This window comes from Telmatospirillum sp. J64-1, from assembly GCF_006980715.1.
GTDB lineage: Bacteria > Pseudomonadota > Alphaproteobacteria > Rhodospirillales > Magnetospirillaceae > Oleiliquidispirillum > Oleiliquidispirillum nitrogeniifigens.
The window spans coordinates 99586-119825 of record NZ_SBHN01000014.1; the positions used below are offsets into that span (position 1 = coordinate 99586).

Genomic DNA, 20240 nt, shown 5'->3' on the forward strand with positions numbered 1-20240 from the left:
CAATCTCTGGGTCGTTCGCAAGATTTGGGATAGTGCTCCCCACCAAAGGAGGGGCACACCAACGAAAGGATAACCAAATGAAGAAGGTTCTCTTCGCTTCGACCGCTCTGGTCGTCGCCATGGCCGCCGGCGCCGCTTCCGCCGCCGAGCCGATCAAGCTCTCCGTTGGTGGCTTCACCAAGCAGTGGTTCGGTTATGCCGACCAGGACGCCGAGAATATCAACGAGACTTTCCAGAAGTCCGACACCGAGATCTTCTTCTCGGGTGCGACCACTCTGGATAACGGTCTGCAGGTTGGCGTGCGTTTCGAGATGGAAGCCGACCGTAGCACCGCGAACCGTAATGGTGATGAAGCCTTTGCCTTCGTGGCCAGCCAGGGCCTGGGCCGTCTCGAAATCGGTCAGGTGCAGAACTTCGCCCATAAGGGCCACAACCGCGCCCCGACCGTCGGCTATGGCTTCAACGACGCCCACGAAATCATTCTGCCCGCCGGTGACGCCGCCATTCTGGCTGGCCGTACCTCCTGGGATTCGGGTAAGGGCGGTAAGGTCCAGTACATGACCCCCTCCTTCGGTGGTTTCCAGGCTTTTGCTGGTTTCACTCCGAATGCTATCCGTCTGCCCGGTGGCGGCAACGAAAGCCAGAATATCGTTCAGGATAAGACCACCGGTCACAACGCTTGGGAAGTCGGTGCCGTCTATGCCGGTGAATTCGCTGGCTTCGGCATCAAGGCTGATGCCGGCTATGGTCAGTTCGACGGCGGCCGGACTACTGCTGGCGTCACGACTCCCGGTCTGCGTGGCTGGCAGGTTGGTACTCAGCTGACCTATGCCGGTTTCACCTTCGGTGGTTCCTATGTGGATGTGGCCGAGCGTGATGCCCCGGCTGGCACCAACATCGACATCACGTCCTGGGATCTGGGTGTCGGCTACGCCATGGGTCCGTTCGGCGTGAGCGCTGCTTACCTCGACTCCCGTGTTGATCTGGGTGGTGGTAGTGACGACCGCGGCAAGGTCTGGGAACTGGCCGGTTCCTACGCCATGGGCCCGGGCATCACCTCGCGTACCTCCTTCATCCATGCTGATTGGGAAGAAGCTGGTGCTGGCGGTGCTCAGAACGAAGGTTGGGCCATCGTCACCGGTCTGGACATCCGCTTCTAATCGGATTTCCACTCGGAATGGAAAGGGCGCAGCGCAAGCTGCGCCCTTTTTCGTTTGTGGATAGATTGAGAGACCACCAAGACATGGAGGCACCAAGAAGCCGGATTCGGCCTCCTGGTTTCGCTTTTATGTAGAAGATCAAGCCTTGGTGTCTTTGTGTCTTGGTGATTATCTCATAGGCTTAAAAGAATACCGGCCTCTTGATGAAAAGAGGCCGGTTCTTTTTCAGCTTTTGAAGGGCTGCGGGGCCCTTCGCTGTTTGCCGTTTATCAGAAGGCAGCCGAGACGGTGAAGACGAAGCGGTCGTCGGCGAGGTCGTCGCCCGAGATGTCGGTATCGGTGTATTCCAGGGCAAGGCCCAGGCCGTAGAGGCTGCCGCCGATGCCGATCAGCCATTCATTGTAATCGTCGCCATCCTTGATCGTCTGGCGGCCGAAGCGGCCATAGACACCCAGTTCATAGGCTTCCAGCGCGGGCAGCGGCACCGGCACTTCCAGGGTGGCGTAGTAATACCAGGCATCGCCGGTACCGCCGAAGAAATCGGGGCTGTAGGCGATTCCCGCGCCGGGAACGACGAAGCCCAGGTCATAGGCGCCGGACAGGGCGAATTCGGTGAAATCATAGTCCAGGCTGCTGGACGAGCCGGGATAGGTGTAGTGGATGATGCCGGCATCCCAGTCCAGTCCGGCATGGCTGCCGCGCAGGCCGGCCAGGTAATCGAATTCCAGGCTGCCGTCTCCGTCACCGCCGAAATTGATCGAGCTGCCCCAGACGCCGGCATAGATTTCCATGTTCCCGACGGGGAAGGCATATTCCACGCCGCCCTGCAGGGCCGGGTCGCCGTCGGTCTGGCTGATACCGCGGAACACGTAATCGGTGGTCACGCCGATCTCGGCGGACAGGGTGCCGCCAAAGGGTCCGGTTCCCTCCTGCGCTTGGGCGCTCAGGGGCAACAGCGAAACGGCGAGAGTTCCTGCCGCAATGATAGCTGAAAAGTTGCGCATCGTTTTTGAACCTTCCAAGAAGAATTGCCTATTTCTTATGCGCAACCACCTGGGAAGACCCCTATAGGACGGTTGGCAAGGTTCGATACGCAACTTCTGGGCCAAAAATGACGTCTAATTAGACAACCCGCCGACGGTGGCCAGGCCGGCGAGGTCGATGCGGGTCAAATGCTTGACATTCTTGTGCCGAATACCGCCAAGGGCATAGACCGGGATCCCACCGGAACGGCACAGGCTCGCACAGCGGCGGACGCCCAGGCCGAGGGCGCCGGGATGGCTGGCGGTGGGAAAAACGGGCGACAAGGTCGCGGCATCGGCATGAAGCGCGGCGGCACGGCGCAAGGCGGGCAGGGAATGGGCCGCAATACTGAGCAGGGCCTTGCGCGACCGCCGCCATGCCAGGGCTTTTGCAGCCGCGCCTCGCGCCATCTTCTCCGGCAGGTGCAATCCGTCGGCACGGAGCTCGGCGGCAAGCCGCACATCGCCGGCAACCAGAAGGAACAACCGTTTCTCCCGGCATAGCCGCGCCAGTGCCCGGCCCAGGCTCCGCCGTTCCGGAGCATCGTAATGACGCAGGATCACCCAGGAGCCGGGCGGCAGGTGGGCGACGGCCTGTTCCGGGCAAGGTAGCCTTTCCGCATCGGTCATCAGGATGATCGCGGGCAAGGACCCGCAGTCCTTGTGACGGCGGCGGTAGCGTGAATTGAGGCGAAGCGCGGCCTCTGCTAGTTTTTGCGTCATACCCGCACCCTAGCATAGGCAAACCCCATGGCAGAGAGTCCGCAGAATCCCGTCGCCGCCAATCTTGCCGAGGTCCGCTCGCGCCTCGCCCAAGCGGCCAGGGATGCCGGGCGCCCGGCCGATTCGGTCAGCCTCGTGGCTGTCAGCAAGACTTGGCCGGCCGAACATATCCGCCCGGCGCTGGAAGCAGGCCAGCGGGTCTTCGGTGAGAACAGGGTGCAGGAAGCCCAGGGCAAATGGCCCGCCTTGTGCGACGCCTTCCCCGGGGTGGAATTGCACCTGATCGGCCCCTTGCAGACCAACAAGGTCAAGGAGGCGGTGGCCCTCTTCGATGTCATCGAAACCCTCGACCGTCCGCGCCTGGCCGAGGCCCTGGCCCGGCAGATGGCGACGACCGGCCGCCGTCCCGCCTGCCTGATCCAGGTCAATACCGGCGCCGAGCCGCAAAAGGCCGGAATCCTGCCCGAAGAGGCCGATGCCTTCATCCGCTCCTGCCGCGAAACCTGGGCTCTGCCCGTCATCGGGCTGATGTGCATTCCGCCCGCCGAGGAAGATCCCGTTCCTCATTTCACCCTGCTGCGCGACATCGCCGCCCGCCATGGGCTGGAGGTACTGAGCATGGGAATGAGCGGTGATTATGAACAGGCCGTGGCCTGCGGCGCGACCCATGTCCGCGTGGGAACGGCGGTCTTCGGCGGACGGGATTACCGGTAAAGCGGGATGCGGAAACCGTCTTCCCGGTGCCTTGGCCTTTTGAGGTGGAAACCATCAGGCCGCCGGCAGATCCTTTTTCCCCGTCACTCCCGCGAAAGCGGGAGTCCATGGATCCCCGCTTTCGCGGGGATGACGGTTTCCGGAAAAAGGAACCAAGGTTTTTTGGGAGAAGAATTATTATTATAATACACAGATGAAATAGGATAAACACAGATGGACACAGATAATATGTTTTAATTTATTTTTTTGAAACTTATTATCTCTACAACATATTAATATTATCTGTGTTTATCTGTGTTTATCTGTGTTTATCTGTGTTTATCTGTGTTTATCTGTGTCTTTTAAAAACCCAATGAAATCCCTCTCCGATCAAGCCTGGAAGATCAGCCCTTCACGGTGATCCGTGTTTCGGGTCCGCAGAGTTCCAGCAGGCGCAGCAGGTCGGGCAGGTCGAGGGCGACGCAGCCTTCGGTGGGTTCGCGGCCCGGGCGGGCGAGATGCATGAAGATGGCGCTGCCGGCCCCGGGGACCGGCGGATCATCGTTATGGCCCAGGATGACGATCAGGTCGTAGACGTGATCCTCGCGCCATAATGTCTCGTGCCGGGCGGGGTGCGGCAAGGTGACGGGACGGTTGTAGTCGGGATGGCCGGGATCGTCGCACCAGCCGTCCCGGGGGGAAATCGGGAAGACGGGCAGGGCCGTGCGCGGCGGCGCGATGCGGTCGGGGCGGTAAAGAACGCGGCGCAGGGGGAAGCTGCCCACCGGCGTGGCCCCATCGCCTTCGCGCTTGTCCTGCCGGATACCGCCCTTGCCCAGGACGCAGGACAGCGTCAGTTCTCCGGCCCGGAGCTGGTTATCCGCCGAGACGAGGATTTCAGGGATTGGCGCTGTCATCGTTGCGGCCACGGCGGCTGGAATCGTAACGTTCCAGGGCCTGGATCATGTTGTTGGTGAACCAGTCGCCTTGTTCCTGCACCTGCTCCTGCACGGCGGCCGCGGCCGGCTGGACGGCAGGGGCGGCAACATTCAGCAAGGGATGATTCGCGTCGCTCAGGCCCTGGGCGGCCATGGCCCGTTCGATGGCGACGGGATCAACGAAAGGCTGACGGTTCAGGTGAGGCTGGCCGTAAGTGGGGGCCGGGGGAACCGGACGAGGCTCGGCGCGGCCGATCCGTTCCGGAACCGGCATGAACCGTGCCTCGTGGACCGGCCGAAGGAGGGCCGGTTCCTGGGCCACGGCCAGCTTCGCGGGCCCGGCTTCGGGCTGCGGAGCGGCACGGGGGGCCGGTTCGTCGGCATTCTGCATCATGGCGAACAGGCCGGGCGTGGCGATGGGGCCGGGAATGGGCGGCATCCGCTCATTCGGCACGCTTTCTTCGGCGGATGGCGTCATGATCATCGGCTGGCCCACCGCGACATCGGCTTGCGGCAGGTCCATCAGCATGTCTTCGGCGGGTTGGGCGCCGGTCTCGGCCAGCTGGGTAGCCGGGGCCTCCTGGGCGTCATCCTTGCCGCCACCAAAGGCGGTCATGACATGGCCGCCGATATCCTTGCCCGAATTCTCTTCGACCAGAAGATTGACCACGGCGGCACCCAGGCCGATGACGCCGCCGAACAGCACGCCGCCGGCAATCTTCGCCCCGGCGCCGATCTCGTCGCCGGTGATGTGGCGATAGATGCCGTTGACGATGGGGATATGCTGCAGCGGATTGATGACGTCGAGGAAGTCCCAGAAGCTGGGCGAGTCATTGCCGTTGGCAAAGGCCGTGACGTTACGGGCCTGGCCGACATCCGTATTCGGCGTGCGCTCGATCTGCCCGTTGGGCATGGGGGCGGTGGGTGAAACGGCCATCTGCTCAATCCTTTTCCGTCCCAGGCAGGGAAGCAAGAGGCGGGCCAAAACCAACTCTTTGATATTGCAGGATTTTCATCCCGGCCGAGGCGGCAAAAGAGTCCGACCCGGCAGGATATGCCGGGTCGTCCTAGAAAAGATGGCCGCTGCGGGTGGCCTTGGTGCGCAGGTAATGCTCGTTATGGCCGTTGGCCGGGAAGACATGGGGCACCCGTTCGCTGACGGCGATGCCGTGGCGGGCCAGGGCCTGGACCTTCAGCGGATTGTTGGTCAGCAGGCGCACCTGTTCGACTCCCAGCAGGCGCAGCATGCGGGCGGCGGGAAGATAGACCCGCTCGTCATCGTCGAAGCCCAGCTGGCCGTTGGCGTCCAGCGTGTCGAAACCGGCATCCTGCAGGCGATAGGCGCGCAGCTTGTTGACCAGGCCGATACCGCGTCCTTCCTGGGCGAGATAGAGAAGGATGCCGCTTCCCGCCTGCGAGATTTCGGCAATGGCGCCGCGCAGCTGATCACCGCAATCGCAACGCAGCGAGCCCAGCAGGTCGCCGGTGAAGCATTCCGAATGCAGCCGGGTCAGGACGGGACGGTCCAGATCGGGCTCGCCGATGACGATGGCCAGATGCTCGACGCCGCCATCGCTGGGGCGGAAGGCCAGGATGCGGGTATTCTCGGACTCCACCAGCGGCACGCGCGCCTCGCCCACCAGGCGCAGGCTTTCCGCCGCCATGGCGGTATGGACGGCGATCTCGTCGGCGGTGACGCAAAGCAGGTGATGGCGCCGGGCGAAGGCGGCGGCATCGCCTTCGCAGGGGGCGACGAAAGCCGAAGGCAACAGCCGGGCGATCTTGGCCAGGCGCATGGCCGCCTCGGCGGCCCCGCCCGGCACGGCGGCGACGAAATGCAGTCCGGCGGGAACGGGCAGGTCCGCGCAGGGATCGGCGACCGCCAGCAATTCGCTCACGCTCAGGCCTCGGGGGTCTTCCAGCAAGGCGGCTTCGGCGGCGGGGGGTTCCTGGCCCAAGGCCCGCACCCGGCGGGTGGTGACGACCAGGGCCGCTTCGCTGCCGGCCAGGCTGGCAAGCCGCGCCAGGGAGTCTTCCGTCGCGGCTTCGGTAGCCAGGACCAGCGCCCAGCTTCCGCCGATCTTCTCGCGCAGGACCACGATGCCGCCCCGGCGTATTTCACCGCAGGCACGGTCCACCGCCACCAGGGGCGCGGGCGCCGGGGGCAGGGATTCGGGGATGACGGAAAGCGGCCTGATCATTGGCGAAGGTCCTAGTAAAACAAAGGGGGAAGATAACGGCTTTCCCGCTGCGGCAAAAGGGCCAGCATTTCAAAAAGCCATGCTGAGCCGTGGAGCCTGGGCTGCGCTCATGCTATCAAGTGGTCATGGACCAATCGAAAGTGATTCTCATCATCGAAGACGATGCCCTGTTGCGCCATTCCCTGGCAGAGCAATTGGGTGCATTCGGCCCCTTCACGATCCGGCATGCCGCTTCCGGCGCCGAGGGGCTGGCGCTGGCCGAAGGCTGCGATGCCGTTCTGCTGGACGCCACTCTGCCCGATATGAGTACAAGCGAGGCGGCGCAGGCAATGCGCCAGGCGCTGCCCAGGGCGGCGATCCTGCTGCTGGCCGCGCCCGATATGGCCAGCCCGGCCGAGGTGGACGATTGCCTGCCCAAGCCCCTGCGGGTCGGGCAGGTCCTGGCGCGGCTGAAGGCCCTTCTCGATCGTCCGCCCCTGGCCGATTTCGCCGTCGGCCCCTGGCATTGCCGTCCCGCCGCCAAGGAAATGACCGATGCCGAGGGCCGGGTGGTGCGCCTGACCGAAAAGGAAGTGGCGATCCTCGACATGCTGTGCCGGGCCAAGGGCAGCGTCCCCCGCGAGCGTCTTCTGGCCGATATCTGGGGCTATGGCGAAGGCATCGCCACCCACACTTTGGGAACCCATATCTACCGCCTGCGCCAGAAGATCGAAGCGGCGGGCGGCGATCCCGGCCTGATCGTCACCGAACGGGGCGGATACCGTCTCAAGAATCGGGATTAAAAGGGGTAGGTCCTTGAGAGGGAGGGGCGCAGCGCGCCCGTTCCTCATCCCTCCGCCCGGCGCGGCCTCAGCACATGGTCGTGATCGGCGGCATAGAGCCGGGAATCGGTGAAATCCTCCGAGGCCAGCACGCGGCCCACCAGGATCAGGGCGGTGCGGGTCAGCTTGGCCGCCTTGACCTTGTCGCGGATGTCGCGAAGCGTGCCGCGCAGGATCATCTGGTCGGGCCAACTGGCGCGATAGGCCACCACCACCGGACAGTCCTCGCCGTAGAGCGGCGTCAATTCCCGCACGACATGGGCCAGGTTGTTGACCGACAGGTGGATCGCCAGCGTGGCGCCGCTGCGGCCGAGGGTCGCCAGATCCTCGCCTTCGGGCATGGACGAGGCGCGCACGGCGGTGCGGGTCAGGATGATGGTCTGGCTGATGTCGGGAAGCGTGAGTTCGCTGTTGATGGCGGCGGCGGCGGCGGCGAAGGCGGGCACGCCCGGCGTCACGTCATAGGGAATGCCCATCTGGTCCAAACGGCGCATCTGCTCGGCGATGGCGCCATAGATGGAAGGATCGCCGGAATGGACGCGGGCGACATCCTGGCCCTTGGCATGGGCTTGGCGGATTTCCTCGACGATCTCGTCCAGGTTCAGCGGCGCGGTGTCGATCACCCGCGCCCCGTCCGGGGCGGCGGCGACGATTTCGGCCGGAACCAGCGAGCCCGCATAGAGGCAGACCGGGCAGGAACGGATCAGGTTGAGGCCGCGCAGGGTGATCAGGTCGGGGGCGCCCGGACCGGCGCCGATGAAATGAACGGTCATGTCGTCCCGTCTGGAAAAGCTGAAATCCGGGAACTCAGCGGAAATTGGGCGGCAGCATAGCGTCTCCTTCCCCATCAGGCCAGGGGACAACACTCCTTTCGCACCGCAACAAGCTTTATGAACAGCGGAACAAACTGGGTGTCGTGCGCATTTCTCTTCTGGAACCGCCATGTGGCCGGTTCCTGGCAGAACCGCGATTAAAAGGAGCGACACCCGATGAAAGCGTTCGCCACCTTCGCCGTCAGCCTGTTCATGCTGGCCGCCTCTCCTTTGGCCGTGCAGGCCCAGGAAGGAGAGATGCAGGCCGCGCAGCCCCAGGCTGGGCAGCAACAGACCGGCCAGCAGAATGGAACATTCGACATCGTCGCGGGCGACCGTGATACCGCCTGGCGCATCAACCGCCAGACCGGCGAGGTGATGGTCTGCCGGGTCAACCCGGTGGCCGTGGATACGGTCAGCGCTCTCTGCGCTCCGGCCCAGCAGGTCGCCGGCGCCGCGCCCGAACTGGGCGGCATGGGGGGCCTCGGGGGAGAAGAAGCCGCGGAAGGTGGCCCGCCCCAATGAATCCCAGGCAGGAGCAGCAGGCCCCAGAGAACATGGCAGGGAGACCAGACCCCATGGACGATACCAAGTGGCTTATTGCCCGCGAGTTGCCCCGTCTGCGACGCTATGCACGGGCGTTGCGCAACGATTCGGGAGCTGACGACTTGGTGCAGGACTGCCTGGAACGGGCATTGCGCAAGCACGAGCTTTGGCGGCGCGGCAGCAACATCCGCGCCTGGCTCTTCCGCATTCTCTACAACGTCCATCTGAGCACGCTGCGCAGCGCCAAGCGTTCGCCCTATACGGTGCCGCTGGAAGATGTGGAAACCGCTTCTTCCCTGAGCGAGCGGGGCGGGCAGGTGGCGCATATGGAGCTGAAGGAATTGTCGCGTGCCTTGAGCGATCTGCCGCGCGAGCAGCGCGAGGTGATCACCCTGGTGGCGATGGAAGGGCTGCGCTACGACGAAGCCGCCGAAATCTTGGGAATTTCCATGGGGACCGTGCGGTCCCGTCTGTCGCGGGGGAGAGCCGCCCTGCGTGACAGTGTGTCCAATGCACTGCGGGAAGAAGCCTCGGCCGACGGGGTGGCGGACCGCAATGCGGTCGTGGCCAGCACTCCGTCCGTGCCACGCCTTCGGAGGGTGAAATGACGTCCGCCGACGAGGTGATCACAGAACTCGATCTTCTTGCCTATGTGGATGGGCATCTGGACCCGGCCCGGCGCCGCAGCGTCGAGGCCTATCTGGAGCGCAATCCCGAAGCGGCGCGCCGGGTCGCGCTGGACTTGGCCATCAAGGATGGCATCCGTCAGCTTTTCGAGAGGCGCTACCAGGAAGAGCCGCCCGCAAGGCTGACCGCCATTCTCGATCCCAAGCCCCGTCAGCCGCGCGCCTTCCATCCCATGCCGCGCGTGGCGGCGGGACTCGGGCTTATGGTGCTGGCCGGCGGGCTGGGTTTCGCCGCCGGCCAGCACCAGAGCCAGCCCGATCTGGCGTCCATGCTGGCGCAGAACAGCAACAATGTCAGCCAAGCCCATCTGACGACGGTGGCGAATAACGGCAACGGCACGATGGAACCGGTGGCATGGCTGGCCGAAAGGGTGCGCCCCGCCGAGAATCCGCCCCGGCTGGATGCGGTCGGTTTCCAGCTGGTCGGCCAGGGATTGGTGGGTAATCCCGCCCGTCCGGCGGTGCAGCTGACCTATACCGACAAGCAGGGACGGCAGGTCGAACTCTTCCTCCAGGCCCGCTGGGAACGCAGCGAACCGCAATTCCGCTTCCATGAATCCGGCGGGCGCGGCTTGCTGTACTGGACCAACGGCCCGCTGGTCTTCGCCATGACCGGCGACATTCCGCCCGACGAGTTGCGGGGCCTGGCCCAGGTCATCGACCAGGGCAGCGATCCCGAGGCCGCCGGGGTCAGCGAGCATGTCGTGATGGTGCCTCCGGAAGCCTTCGTCGGTGCCGGAACGGACGAGGATGCCGAAGCCAAGCGAGCCATCCTGCCCGTGGTGTCGGGAGCGCTGCGCTAAAGACTGCGGCAGATGATGCCGGGCAGGATGTTGTCCTGCTGCCGCAAGGAGGTCCGCCTCCCGACGACCGATATGGTATTTACGCGCAATTTATTGTTTTATTCTTGTTCGACTTCTCGTTTTCCAGGAAGGAAAAGACCCTTCCGTGACGCTCGCATGATCCTGCGCCCCGCCACTCTTGCCGATTTGCCGCTCCTGCGTTCCTGGGACGGCAAGCCGCATGTCCGTGCCGCCACGGGCGATGACGGCGCGATGGAATGGGAAACCGAATTGCCGCGTCATCCGCCATGGCGGGAATTGCTGATCGGCGAGGCGGATGGCCGGGCCATCGGCGTGATGCAGATCATCGATCCCGCCCGCGAGGAGACGGGATATTGGGGCACGGCGGAGGACGGCCTGCGCGCCATCGATCTGTGGATCGGCGAGGAAGCCGATCTCGGGCGCGGCCATGGGACGCGGATGATGCGCCTCGCCTTGCAACGCTGCTTCTCTGATCCGGCGGTGAAGGCCGTCCTGGTCGATCCGCTCGTCCGCAACACCGGGGCGCACCGCTTCTATGAACGGCTGGGGTTCCGGTGCGTCGAGCGCCGTCTGTTCGGCAGCGACGATTGCTATGTCTATCGTCTTGAGCGGGCGGTCTGGCTGCCAGAAGGCGGCTAGCCCTTCACTTTCACCTTCATCTTCCCGCCATAGCCGCGCGGCGTATAGACGTGGCGTTGCACGCCGCGCTTGACGGCGCGGGTCTCGCTGTTGCCGACCAGGACCAGGGTCAGCATGTCGGCCATGTCGGGCGTCAACTCGGCCAGCGGCACGGTTTCGACGCTTTCGCCGGGACGGCCCAGGTTGCGCGCCAGGATGACCGGCGTGGTGCCGGGGCGGCCGGTCAGCAGGATGTCGCGGGCGATGGTCAGTTGCTCGCGGCGGCGTTTCGAGACGGGATTGTAGAAAGCGACGACGAAATCCCCCTCGGCGGCGGCTTTCAGGCGCTTCTCGATGACCTCCCACGGTGTCAGCAGGTTGGACAGCGAGATGGTGCAGAAATCGTGGTTGATCGGTGCCCCGGCCCGCGCGGCGGCGGCCTGGATGGCGGAAATGCCGGGGCAGACCTGCACCTCGACGCGGTTCCAGTCGGGACGGTCGGCGCGGTCGAGCAATTCCATCACCAGCGTCGCCAGGGCATAAATTCCGGCATCGCCGGAACAGACCAGGGCGACGGTCTTGCCCTGGGCGGCAAGCTCAAGGGCGATGCGGGCGCGGTCCTCTTCCTCGCCCAGGGCGCTTTCATGGCGCGGCTTGCCTGCGGCAGCTTCGCCCAGCAGGTCGAGATAGAGGCCGTAGCCGACCAGATCCTCGGCCTCGGCGACGGCGCGGCTGGCTTCGGGGGTGCGCCAGTCGTCGTTGCCGGGCCCGATGCCGACGACGAACAGCTTGCCGCGTGCGCGTCCCACCGTGGCGGGCTGGATGTCGTGATCGGCTTTGGCGATGGCGCAAGTGGCGCGGCGGGCCTTGACCTTGGCGACGATGAGTTCCGCACCGGGACCGGCAGCGGCCAGGGCGGCGCCCTCGGAGACGCCATGGCAGCCGGTCTCGCGGAACACGACGTCGGACGGCGTCGCGAGCCTGGGGGCCTGCGCCTCCAATTCCTCGGCGGTGAAGAAACGGGCGGGCACGTCCAGGGCTTTGGCCAAAGCATGGACGGCGGCCTCGTCGGCCTTCAGGTCCAGCGAGGCGACGCAGGCCACGGCCTGGGGCGACAGGCCCCGCACCGCCAGGGTCTCACGCACCAGGGCCAGGAGTTCTTCGGCAGGCGTGTCGCGCTCGCAACCCACGCCCAGCACCAGGCGGGGCGGATGCATCACCAGCTCGCCCGCCGAACCGGCGAGGTCGCGCAGGGTGACGCGGATGCCGTATTCGCCGCTTTCGGCGAAAGGAATGGCCGAAGCGCGCAGCCAGTCCGCCGCGCCGGTTTCGTCGTCCAGGGTCACCTTTTGTCCCGCCAGCAGGGCGGACACCACGGTCTTGGCCGTCTGCGGGTTCGAGATGCGCCAGCCCGGCGGCGGTTCGTCCAGCGCGGCGCCGAAAGCCAGATCACCCGCCGTCGTCACGGCGGCGAAGCCCTGCGTGGCCTGGGCGATCAGGCGCGCCAGTTCATTGGCGCCGTGATGACCGCCCAGCAGCGGCACGGCAGAGGAGCCGTCCAGGGCCACGGCGACGACCGGCGGCTCGGACCATTTGTCGTCCAGCACCTTGGCAAGCGCGCGGATCAGGATACCGGCGGCGCAGACGCCGATGATCGGGCGCTCCTGCTGGAACAGCTCGCGCAGATGGCGCTTGGTCTTTCCGAATCCCTGGTCCACGTCCCGGACGCGGCCTTCCAGGCCATGGATTTCGGCGGCGGGCAGGGCGGCCTGGATGCGGCGGGCGACGGGCAGGGCGGCGTCGCTCAGGACGATGATGGCGGGGCTGGTCACGGGACCGCGCTCCTCTTGGAGATCAGGATGATGGAGAAATAGGGGGCGCCCGAGGCGCGGGCCTCGGCCAGGGACAGGATGCGCTGGGCGGGCAGGCCGACGCGCTCGATATAGCGGGCCTTTTCCGACAGGCCCAGGCGGTCGAGCAGGTCGAGGATCCTGGGCAGATGGCGTCCCAGCTTCATGATGGCGGCGGCATCTGCGCTGTCCAGCAGCCCGGCAATTTCTTCCTCGGGCCGTGTGGCGGGGATCACCGCCAAAGCGTCGTTGCGCGCGGTCAGGGGCAGGCCGAGTTCGGCCGAGGCCGCCATGACCGAGGACACGCCCGGCACCACCTGTACCGGAAAGCGCCCGGACAGGCGGTTATAGAGATACTGGAAGGAGCCGAAGAAGAAGGGGTCGCCCTCGCACAAAACGGCGACGTCGCGGCCCGCCGCCAGTTCCTCGGCGATGGCCTGGGCGCCCTGGTCATAGGCGGCATCGGCGGCGCCGGGGGCGGGATCGAAGCTCATGGGCAGGACGATCTCGCGCTGCTGGCCGGTCAGATGTTCCGCCACGATGCCGCGCGCCATGCTCTCGCCGCTCATCCCGGCCAGATAGGCCAGGGTCGGGCAGGATTTCAGGAGACGCAGGGCCTTCAGCGTCAGCAATTCGGGATCGCCGGGACCGACTCCCAGGCCGTAAAGGGTCCCGCTCACGGCTTTTCCCCGTGATATTGGGTGACGGGCCGCAGCGGCGCCCAGCCCTGGAAGCCGCCGGTTTGTTTCAGTCTCGAAACGGAAAGCCGGGTGAGGTCGCCGCCCTGGGCTTGATGCCAGGACAGCAGCGCCGCCTCGCCCTGGACCGTCACCGCATTGGCGACCAGCCGTCCGCCGGGTTTCAGCGCGTTCCAGCAGGCCTCCAGCAGGCCGGGGACGGAGACGCCGCCGCCGACGAAGACGGCATCGGGCGCCTCGCCGAGATCCGCCAGGGCGCCGGGTGCCTCGCCCGGGATGATGGACAGGCCGGGAACACCCAGATTGGCGGCATTGCAGGCCATGACGCGGAGGCGGTTGGAATCTTTCTCCAGCGCCACGGCCCTGCCGCCGGCGCGCATCCATTCGATGGCGATCGAGCCGCTGCCCGCGCCGATATCCCACAGAAGCTCGCCCGGCCGCGGGGCCAGGGTGGACATCGTTACGGCGCGGATCTCCCGCTTGGTCAACTGCCCGTCATGCTCGAAGGCTTCGTCGGGCAGGCCGCCGATGCGGGACGGTGCCCTGCTGCCCGGTGCGGCACGGCATTCCACCGCCACCAGGTTGAGGTCGGCGGAGCGGGCATCCCAGGAGGAAGCGGGGGCGGACAGCACGCTCTGGCGTTCGCCGCCCAGATGTTCCAGCACCGTCATCAGGCTCGGCCCGAAGCCGCGCTTGCGCAGAAGATCGGCGATGCGGTCGGGCGACCGTCCGTTCTCCGACAGGATCAGCAGCTTCGCGCCGGGGAACAGATGCAGCGCCAGGGCCTCCACCGGCCGCCCATGGACGGTCAGGCAAAGGCAATCCTGCAACGGCCAGCCCAGCCGCGCCGCCGCTAGGCTGAAGGCGCCGGGATGGGGCAGGACCAGCATTTCCTCGGGCTCGAAATGCCGCGTCAGGGTGGCGCCGATGCCGAACCACATGGGATCGCCGCTGGCCAGCACGCAGACCCGGCGGCCGCGCATCGCCTTCAGCCGCTCGATGCCTTGGGCGAAGGGCGAGGGCCATTCCACCCGCTCCGCCATGCCCGGGGGCAGCATCGCCAGATGGCGGGCGCCGCCGAAGACGGTTTCGGCCCCGTCCAGCAGCCGCCGGGCCGCGTCGGAGAGGCCGTTCAAGCCGTCCTCGCCGATGCCGATGACGGTCAGCCAGCTACTCATGGTGCGGCGCGCTCGCTGGCGGCCAGGGCATTGACGGCGGCGGCTGCCATGGCCGAGCCGCCGCGCCGTCCGCGCAGGGTGACGAAGGGGCATCCCCAATCGCCGTCGGCCAGGGCATCCTTGGATTCGGCGGCGCCGACGAAGCCGACGGGGAAGCCCAGGATCAGCGCCGGGCGTGGCCCGCCGGAACGGATCAGCTCCAGCAGGTGGAACAGGGCGGTGGGGGCGTTGCCGATGGCGACCACCGCGCCCGCCAGATGGGGCCGCCACAGGTCGACGGCCGCCGCCGAGCGCGTGGTGCCGGAACGGGCGGCCATTTCCGCGACCTGGGAATCGTTCAGGGTGCAGATCACCGGATTGGTGCGCGGCAAACGGCGGCGGATGATGCCGTGCGACACCATTTCCGCATCGACCAGGATCGGCGCCCCGGCGGCCAGGGCGGCGCGCCCGGCCGCTCCGGCCCCGTCGCTGAAGGCCAGGTCGGCGGCGAGGTCGGTCATGCCGCAGGCATGGATGACCCGCACCGCCAGGGCTTCCAGATCCGCCGGGATGCGATCCAGCGCCGCTTCCCGCCTTATGGTGGCGAAGGATTCGGCATAGATGGCATCCGGGTCGCGCAGATACTCCATCACGCCGCCTCAGTCGTGATGATGGTGGTGATGCCCATGGCCGTGATGGTGGTGGCCGTGATCATGATGATGATCGTGGTGGTGATGGTCCGCGTCGGTGCCGACGCCGCGCACATGGTGATGATGACCGGCCTGCACCGCGCCGACCGCCGATTCATAGCCCACCACCTGTTCGCGGTATTTGCAGAGCTGGCAGTTCATGGCGTTCTGGCCAACCAGGATGTCGTTCACGCGCTCGACGAAGCTGTCGATCACCAAAGGATGATCGCGCAGATAGGCGGCCTTGACGAAATGCACATCGGGATAGCGGGCGGCGGCTTCGTCGGTCCAGTCGTAGATGCGCTTGACCAGGATGCCGGTGAACAGGAAATAGGGGAAGACGACGATGCGCTTGAAGCCCAGGCGCACGGCGCGGTCCAGCGCCGCATCCACCAGCGGCGTGGTGACGCCGGAAAAGGCCACTTCGGCCCAGCCGAAGCCCATGCCTTCCCACAGCATGCGGGCGACCTTGGCGATGTTGGAATTGCTGTCGGGATCGTTGGTGCCGCGTCCGACGACCACCAGCAGGGTGTCCTTGCGCGCGATGGCGGTCTCGTCGGCTTCGGCCAGGGCCTCCTCGATGCGGGCGGCGGATGCCTTCAGCAACTTGGGATCGATGCCCAGTTCGCGGCCGAACTGGATGTCGATGCCGGGATTCTCGGCGGCGAAGCTGTTGATCTCCCAGGGCAGGTCGTTCTTCACATGACCGGCGGCGAACAGCATGCCGGGCACGGCGAGAATGCGCTCGCAGCCCTTTTCCTTCAGCTTTTCAAGGCCGTCGCGGATGATCGGGCGGGCGAATTCCAGATAGCCGCTTTCCACGTCATATTGCGGCAGGCGTGCCGTCAGATGCCGGGCCAGCAGGCCGAATTCCTCGATCGCTTCCACATCGCGGCTGCCGTGGCCGCAGATCATCACACCGGTCTTGAGCGTCATCGCTTGGTCCTTGCCTTCGAGCGTTGCAGGGCGCGGGCCGGGGCCCGCACCGGACGGGTCGCCTGGTCCCAGCCTCCGGGTGCCCGTCACGGAAGCTGGACTATAGAAGCAGAGGGAAAGACTGTCAGGGCTTTTCTCGCCAGGGGCATTCCCTTGCGGTGCGGCGCGTCTTGCTGCTAAAGACGGCTGCCGTTTGTCCTGCAGACCGGGAAATCCCCCCTGTGAAGACCGCCCTTAAAATCGCCGTGACCCTCGGGCTGCTGGCTTTCCTCGCCACGCAGGTGGACATGGGTGCGGTGCTGGGCCATGCCGCCCAGGCCGATCCGGCCTTCCTGGCCGCCGCCGTCCTGTGCCAGTTCCTCAGCACCGTGGTGGCGTCCTATCGCTGGTTCTTCATCATGCGGGTGCTGGGCCATGGCAGGAACTGGGGCTTTTTCCTGCGTTCCTATTTCAAGGGAGCCTTCTTCAACCAGCTTCTGCCCAGCAATATCGGCGGCGATGTGGTCCGGGTGATGGATGTGAAGCGCACGGGCGTCGATCTGGCGCAAAGCTTCTTCGGCGTCTTCATCGACCGGCTGTTCGGGATTCTGGGCCTGCTGTTCATCGGCCTGCTGGCGGCCCTGGCCACGCCCGGCTTCTTCACCCACGACCTGGAAGTCTTGGTGATCCTGGTCTTCGCGGCGGGGATCGGCGGCGTGCTGTTCCTGACGCTGTTCCATCGCTGGACTTTCCTGCGCCGCCGCAGGCTGCTGCGCCTGCTGGTCGATCTATCGCTCAACCTCTACCAGCTCTTCCGCCGCACGCGCAGCTTCATCGCCCAGTTCGGCCTGTCCATCGTCACCCATGTCTTCTCGATCCTGGCGGTCTGGTTCATCGCCCTGGCGGTGGGGATCGATCAGGCTTTCATCCTGTTCCTGACCCTGATCCCGCTGGTCATGCTGTTCATGGCCCTGCCCATCTCGCTGGCCGGCTGGGGCGTGCGCGAGGGCGCCATGGTCGGGCTGTTCCTGCTGGCGGGCATCGACAAGGGGCCGATCCTGTCGGTGTCGCTGCTCTACGGGCTGGTGGTGATCGTCACCATCCTGCCCGGCTACCTGGCCTGGGCCACCGACCGCGACAGCCTGTACTGAGGGAAAAAGGCGATCTTCAGTCCCGCTGCGGGAAGGGCAGGGGGTAATCGCCCTTGAAGCCCTTGCCCAGCAACATGGGCAGGCGGAATTCCTCGCGGCCCATGCGGCCGATGACGGCCTCGCCCAAGGGCTCGATCTCCTCGAAATAGGGGGCGTATGTGGCGGCGGCTTTTTCCATGCTGCGTTCGCGCCCGACGATGACGGCGTCCTGGCCCTGGAAGTCGCGGGGGTCGAAGCGGAAGGCGAAATGGCGGGGGTCCCGGGTCAGGACCAGGACCGGCGCCCGCCCGCCCAGGGCGTAGTCTATCTTGCCGCCTTCCAGCCATCGCACCGAGACGACGAAGACATCCGGGCGGTCCAACAGGCCGCGCGATTCCAGCGCCTGTTCCAGCCCCGTCCAATCGACCGCTTCATGGGTGGGGTCCTTGGGCAGCGGCACCCATCCCGTGACGACATGGCTCCAGGCGAAGGCCAGCAGCGCCAGCAGGGTCACGGTGGAATATTTCAGCCAGCGCCTGGGCCAGGTCCTGCCTTCGGCCAGCCGGGTGGCGAGCAGGGCGCCCAGCAGCGGGAAGACCATCAGCCAGCCCGGCGCCTGCCAATGGGGCAGGCCGCGCGAGCCCCACAGGGGAACAATGGTGAAGATGGCGATGGGACCGATGGCGAGGCAGGCCAGGAACCAGCGCTCGCGCCCCTTCGGGCCTTGCTTCAGTGCCTTGAACAGCAGCCAGGCCATGGGAATGAAGATCCAGGGCAGCAGCCAGGCCATCTGGCCCACGATATTTTGCAGCACCAGTTCGGGGCGCAGGCGGCCCGAAGGCATGCCGCGTCCGCTCTGGAAGGCCAGCGAAACCCAGTCGTTCTGCCAGTTCCAGATCAGAGCGGGCGAGAAGACCAGCAGCGCCAGGATCGCTCCCAGCCAGGGACCGGGATGGGCGAGCCAGCGGCGGTGCGGGGCGCTGGTCAGCACGAAGAGAAGGATGCCGAGGCCGAGGAAGACCCCGTGATACTTCGCCAGCGTCGCCAAACCGATGAACAGGCCCGCCGCCAGCCACAGCAGCAGGGGATGGCGCGTCTCTCCGCCGAACTTTTCGGGGAAGAACAGGCGGGCGAGGCACAGCGCCGCGGCCATCATGAAGAACATCAGCGGCCCGTCGGGCACCACCCAGCCGCCGGCGCTGAGCGTGAAGACCGCCGACAGGTTCAGCGCCGCCGCCGCCCAGGTCCCGGCCCAGTTGCCGAAGAAGGCCCGGCCCAGCAGGAACATCATCCACGAGGTTCCGGCGAACATCAGGATGAAGGGCAGGCGCACGACCAGCGGGGCTTCGCTGCCGGTCAGGGCCACGGTGGCCCAGACGATCCATTGATGCAGCGGCGGATGGTCGAAATAGCCCAGGCTGAGCTGGCGGGCATTGGACACGGTATAGGATTCGTCCACCCCCATGCCCATCGTGGCGCCGATGAAGAGGCGCAGCAGCACGGCCGCCAGGATGATGGCGGCGGCGGTTCCTGCGGCGGTCCAGCCTTGCGGCTGGGCTTGGCTCCAGACCTTGGTCATTCTCGTCCTCTTTGCTGCGGCCGGCAGGATAATCATCGCGGCGGAGGAATGGTATGGAAAAGGCAGGCGTTGACGGCCTTCCTGCGCCGCATCATCCTGCCGCCATGCTGCTTTTTAGCGATACAGGCCTGTCGCCGCTTCTCATTCTCCTGCTGGCTCTGGCATTGGATGCCGTGGTCGGCGAGATGTCGCTCATCTTCCGCGTCCTGCCCCATCCGGTGGCGGCGATCGGCAAGCTGATCGGCCTGCTGGAACGCAAGCTGAACCGCCCCAGCCGGACGGAAGGATCGCGGCGCATGCGCGGCATCCTGGTGCTGGTTTTCATGCTGCTGCTTTCGGCGGGGATCGGCTGGGGGATTGCCTGGGCGGCCCGGCAGGTGCCCTATGGCTGGATCGCCGAGGTCGTGCTGGCCTCGCTGCTGATCGCCCAGCGGTCGCTCTACGATCATGTGCGCGAGGTCGCCCGCGCCCTGGAGGAAAGCGGGCTATGGGGCGGGCGCGTGGCGGTGTCGATGATTGTCGGGCGCGATCCGCAAAGCCTGGACGAATACGGTGTCTCGCGCGCCGCCATCGAATCCTGCGCCGAGAATTTTTCCGACGGCATCGTCGCGCCGGTCTTCTGGTTCGTGCTGTTCGGCCTGCCCGGCCTGCTGGTCTACAAGACGGTGAACACGCTGGACAGCATGATCGGCCATATGTCGGAACGCTATCGCGCCTTCGGCATGGCCTCGGCCCGCCTCGACGACCTGATGAACCTGATTCCGGCGCGTCTTTCCGGCCTGCTGCTGGTGCTGGCAGCCAGTGCCTATCGCGGCGCGTCGGGCTGGCGCAGCCTGCGGATCATGCTGCGCGATGCCGGAAACCACCGCTCGCCCAATTCAGGCTGGCCGGAAGCAGCCATGGCCGGTGCCCTGGACCTGGCCCTGGCGGGGCCGCGCCGCTATGGCGAGGTCACCGTTCCCGACCGCTGGATCGGCGACGGCAAGGCCCGCGCCACCGCCACGGATATCCGCCGCGCGCTGAATCTCTACGTCCTGGCCTGCGTGCTGAACGCGGCCTTGGTCGCGGGGCTGTTCTGGGTGATGGTGCATTGGGGGTGAGAGGGGAGGCTCTTTCCCTGGATTTTATTTCAGGACACAGATGAACACAGATTATTTTCACGATTTATTTTTTATCTG

At 65.9% G+C, this 20240-nt stretch carries 21 protein-coding genes; 9 read left to right on the forward strand and 12 right to left on the reverse strand.

Annotated elements, in window-relative coordinates; all coding sequences use genetic code 11:
• Positions 1 to 77: 77 nt before the first annotated feature.
• Entirely contained in the window at positions 78 to 1160 is a 1083-nt protein-coding gene (locus tag EPD66_RS14340) for a porin (protein WP_142849196.1), read from the forward strand.
• A gap of 269 nt (positions 1161 to 1429) precedes the next feature.
• Here the strand turns inward: EPD66_RS14340 and EPD66_RS14345 are convergent, their stop codons facing one another.
• Together EPD66_RS14345 and EPD66_RS14350 are read right to left on the reverse strand one after the other, a co-directional pair.
• Positions 1430 to 2164, reverse strand: a complete 735-nt coding sequence (locus EPD66_RS14345; RefSeq protein WP_142849197.1) for a TorF family putative porin — start codon at positions 2162 to 2164, stop codon at positions 1430 to 1432.
• Positions 2165 to 2278: 114 nt separating this feature from the next.
• On the reverse strand, positions 2279 to 2905 hold the full coding sequence (locus tag EPD66_RS14350; RefSeq protein ID WP_142849198.1) for a thiamine phosphate synthase: 627 nt from the start codon (positions 2903 to 2905) through the stop codon (positions 2279 to 2281).
• Between the two features lie 27 nt (positions 2906 to 2932).
• Here EPD66_RS14350 and EPD66_RS14355 point away from each other — a divergent pair, with 27 nt between their 5' ends.
• Positions 2933 to 3619: a YggS family pyridoxal phosphate-dependent enzyme gene (locus tag EPD66_RS14355; protein ID WP_142849199.1), complete on the forward strand. Its 687-nt coding sequence runs from the start codon at positions 2933 to 2935 to the stop codon at positions 3617 to 3619.
• Between the two features lie 383 nt (positions 3620 to 4002).
• Here the strand turns inward: EPD66_RS14355 and EPD66_RS14360 are convergent, their stop codons facing one another.
• From EPD66_RS14360 to ribA, 3 genes are all read right to left on the reverse strand, one after another.
• Positions 4003 to 4515 (reverse strand): L,D-transpeptidase, encoded by a 513-nt coding sequence (locus EPD66_RS14360; RefSeq protein WP_142849200.1) that lies wholly within the window; start codon positions 4513 to 4515, stop codon positions 4003 to 4005.
• Positions 4496 to 5473 carry a hypothetical protein gene (locus tag EPD66_RS14365; RefSeq protein ID WP_142849201.1) on the reverse strand — a complete coding sequence of 326 codons (978 nt, stop codon included), beginning with the start codon at positions 5471 to 5473 and terminating at the stop codon, positions 4496 to 4498. The genes EPD66_RS14360 and EPD66_RS14365 overlap by 20 nt, the downstream gene beginning before the upstream one ends.
• Positions 5474 to 5603: 130 nt before the next feature.
• Positions 5604 to 6737, reverse strand: coding sequence for a GTP cyclohydrolase II (gene ribA, locus EPD66_RS14370; protein WP_142849202.1), 1134 nt, complete (start codon positions 6735 to 6737; stop codon positions 5604 to 5606).
• A gap of 125 nt (positions 6738 to 6862) precedes the next feature.
• Here ribA and EPD66_RS14375 point away from each other — a divergent pair, with 125 nt between their 5' ends.
• Entirely contained in the window at positions 6863 to 7519 is a 657-nt protein-coding gene (locus tag EPD66_RS14375; protein WP_142849203.1) for a response regulator transcription factor, read from the forward strand.
• 44 nt (positions 7520 to 7563) lie between these two features.
• Here EPD66_RS14375 and cobM read toward each other — a convergent pair whose 3' ends face one another.
• The gene (gene cobM / locus EPD66_RS14380; RefSeq protein ID WP_142849204.1) at positions 7564 to 8331 is read right to left on the reverse strand and encodes a precorrin-4 C(11)-methyltransferase; all 768 of its coding nucleotides are present in this window, start codon (positions 8329 to 8331) and stop codon (positions 7564 to 7566) included.
• 216 nt (positions 8332 to 8547) lie between these two features.
• Here cobM and EPD66_RS14385 point away from each other — a divergent pair, with 216 nt between their 5' ends.
• The 4 genes from EPD66_RS14385 to EPD66_RS14400 all read left to right on the forward strand — a co-directional run bounded on the left by EPD66_RS14385 (position 8548) and on the right by EPD66_RS14400 (position 11065).
• The gene (locus EPD66_RS14385; protein ID WP_142849205.1) at positions 8548 to 8895 is read left to right on the forward strand and encodes a hypothetical protein; all 348 of its coding nucleotides are present in this window, start codon (positions 8548 to 8550) and stop codon (positions 8893 to 8895) included.
• A gap of 53 nt (positions 8896 to 8948) precedes the next feature.
• The gene (locus EPD66_RS14390; protein ID WP_142849206.1) at positions 8949 to 9524 is read left to right on the forward strand and encodes an RNA polymerase sigma factor; all 576 of its coding nucleotides are present in this window, start codon (positions 8949 to 8951) and stop codon (positions 9522 to 9524) included.
• A complete protein-coding gene (locus tag EPD66_RS14395) occupies positions 9521 to 10405 on the forward strand; it encodes an anti-sigma factor (protein ID WP_142849207.1) in 885 nt (294 codons plus the stop codon). Before EPD66_RS14390 ends, EPD66_RS14395 begins: the two co-directional genes overlap by 4 nt.
• A 156-nt stretch (positions 10406 to 10561) precedes the next feature.
• Positions 10562 to 11065, forward strand: a complete 504-nt coding sequence (locus EPD66_RS14400; protein ID WP_142849208.1) for a GNAT family N-acetyltransferase — start codon at positions 10562 to 10564, stop codon at positions 11063 to 11065.
• Here EPD66_RS14400 and cobJ read toward each other — a convergent pair.
• From cobJ to EPD66_RS14425, 5 genes are read right to left on the reverse strand one after another with little or no spacing between them, the layout of a single operon-like run.
• On the reverse strand, positions 11062 to 12876 hold the full coding sequence (gene cobJ / locus EPD66_RS14405) for a precorrin-3B C(17)-methyltransferase (RefSeq protein ID WP_142849209.1): 1815 nt from the start codon (positions 12874 to 12876) through the stop codon (positions 11062 to 11064). The genes EPD66_RS14400 and cobJ overlap by 4 nt on opposite strands.
• Positions 12873 to 13574: a precorrin-2 C(20)-methyltransferase gene (gene cobI, locus EPD66_RS14410; RefSeq protein ID WP_142849210.1), complete on the reverse strand. Its 702-nt coding sequence runs from the start codon at positions 13572 to 13574 to the stop codon at positions 12873 to 12875. Before cobI ends, cobJ begins: the two co-directional genes overlap by 4 nt.
• Positions 13571 to 14770: a precorrin-6y C5,15-methyltransferase (decarboxylating) subunit CbiE gene (cbiE, locus tag EPD66_RS14415; protein WP_142849211.1), complete on the reverse strand. Its 1200-nt coding sequence runs from the start codon at positions 14768 to 14770 to the stop codon at positions 13571 to 13573. Before cbiE ends, cobI begins: the two co-directional genes overlap by 4 nt.
• A complete protein-coding gene (locus EPD66_RS14420; protein WP_142849212.1) occupies positions 14767 to 15402 on the reverse strand; it encodes a precorrin-8X methylmutase in 636 nt (211 codons plus the stop codon). The genes cbiE and EPD66_RS14420 overlap by 4 nt, the downstream gene beginning before the upstream one ends.
• 6 nt (positions 15403 to 15408) lie before the next feature.
• Complete coding sequence (locus EPD66_RS14425; protein WP_142849213.1) at positions 15409 to 16374, reverse strand: sirohydrochlorin chelatase; 966 nt, start codon at positions 16372 to 16374, stop codon at positions 15409 to 15411.
• Positions 16375 to 16595: 221 nt separating this feature from the next.
• Here EPD66_RS14425 and EPD66_RS14430 point away from each other — a divergent pair, with 221 nt between their 5' ends.
• Entirely contained in the window at positions 16596 to 17504 is a 909-nt protein-coding gene (locus EPD66_RS14430) for a lysylphosphatidylglycerol synthase transmembrane domain-containing protein (protein ID WP_185961420.1), read from the forward strand.
• A gap of 16 nt (positions 17505 to 17520) precedes the next feature.
• On the opposite strand, the gene EPD66_RS14435 is transcribed toward EPD66_RS14430, so the two are convergent.
• Positions 17521 to 19062, reverse strand: coding sequence for a glycosyltransferase family 39 protein (locus tag EPD66_RS14435; protein WP_185961421.1), 1542 nt, complete (start codon positions 19060 to 19062; stop codon positions 17521 to 17523).
• Positions 19063 to 19115: 53 nt separating this feature from the next.
• Between EPD66_RS14435 and cbiB the strand changes: the two genes are divergently transcribed.
• Entirely contained in the window at positions 19116 to 20162 is a 1047-nt protein-coding gene (cbiB, locus tag EPD66_RS14440; protein WP_255448503.1) for an adenosylcobinamide-phosphate synthase CbiB, read from the forward strand.
• Positions 20163 to 20240: the final 78 nt, after the last annotated feature.